General features: G+C 49.3%; 1 protein-coding gene. It reads right to left on the bottom strand.

The window, feature by feature from the left end:
* The coding region (pruA, locus tag L1765_RS15850; protein WP_236408441.1) for an L-glutamate gamma-semialdehyde dehydrogenase at positions 1-1504 on the bottom strand (1504 nt) is incomplete at both ends.

Consider the following 1504-nt stretch of genomic DNA (forward strand, 5'->3'; position numbering starts at 1 on the left):
CTCAGAGGTCAGCTTCGCCTGGGTGAAAAGAAGCAGATAATCTCTTCCCCCTGCCTTGCTGTCGGTACCAGACATGTTAAATCCGCCAAAGGGATGTACCCCTACAAGGGCTCCGGTACACTTGCGGTTAAAGTAAAGGTTTCCTACATGAAACTCTGTCCTGGCTTTTTCAATATGAGCCCGGTTCCTGGTAAATACCGATCCGGTTAGTCCATATTCGGTATTGTTGGCGATCTCCAGGGCATGATCGAAATCCTTGGCTTTGGTAAAAGCAACCACCGGTCCAAAGATTTCTTCCTGCATGATCCGGGCCTGGGGATGAACGTCAGCAAAGACGGTGGGCTGAATGAAGTATCCATTTTCCCCTGCCTTTTCTCCTCCGGCCACCAATTTTCCTTCTGTCTTTCCAATTTCAATGTATTCCAGTATCTTGTTGTATGCATGTTCATCGATAACGGGACCCATATAATAGCTTGGGTCTGCCACATCTCCTACGGTTAATGCGTTGGTCTTTTCCACCACCTTGGTTAGGACTTCATCATATACATCCTGATGGATAATGGCTCTGGAGCAGGCGGAACATTTTTGTCCGGAGAAACCAAAGGCGGAGTGTACAATATTGGTGGCAGCCAGTTCCAGGTCGGCATCCTTATCCACAACGATGGAGTCTTTACCGCCCATTTCAGCGATTAGCCTCTTGATCCATTTTTGTCCTGGGCTTCGCTTGGCTGCCAGTTCATTGATTCTAAGCCCTACGTCCCTGGAACCGGTAAAGCTGATGAAGCGGGTCAGGGGATGCTCTACAAGAAAGTCTCCAATTTCAGAACCGCTTCCGGGCAGATAATTAACCACTCCGGCTGGAACTCCGGCATCTTCAAGGATTTCCATGAATTTGGCAGCAATGACCGGGGTGGTGGATGCCGGCTTTAATACCACGGTATTTCCAGATACCAAGGCTGCCGTGGTCATGCCCACCATGATGGCTAACGGAAAGTTCCAGGGTGGGATGACGATTCCAACTCCCAACGGAATGTAGGTTAATTCGTTGTCTTCGGTGGGAATGCGGACCAAGGGCTGCCTTTCTGCCAAGCGAATCATTTCCCGGCCGTAAAATTCCATGAAGTCGATGGCTTCAGCGGTATCAGCGTCTGCTTCTGCCCAGCTTTTTCCTGCTTCCTTAACCAACCAAGCGGAGAACTCATGCTTCCGGCGACGAAGGATGGCTGCCGCCTTAAACAGATATCTGGCCCGATGATCAGCAGGCACTGCTTTCCAGGATTCAAAGGTCTTGGCCGCCGTTTGAATCGCTTTTTCCGCCAATTCCTGATTGGCCTGGGATATGGTTCCAATGGTTTGTTGGATATGGGAAGGGTTGATGGATTTTCTTTTCTTCTCTGTCTTGATCCTTTCCCCCCCAATGATCAAATCGTATTCCTGACCCAACTGGGACTCGACAAGCTTTAGTGCTTCCTTAAAGGCTTTTCGGTTTTCCTCTTTACTGAAA

The sequence above is a fragment of the Microaerobacter geothermalis genome, assembly GCF_021608135.1.
Lineage (GTDB): Bacteria > Bacillota > Bacilli > DSM-22679 > DSM-22679 > Microaerobacter > Microaerobacter geothermalis.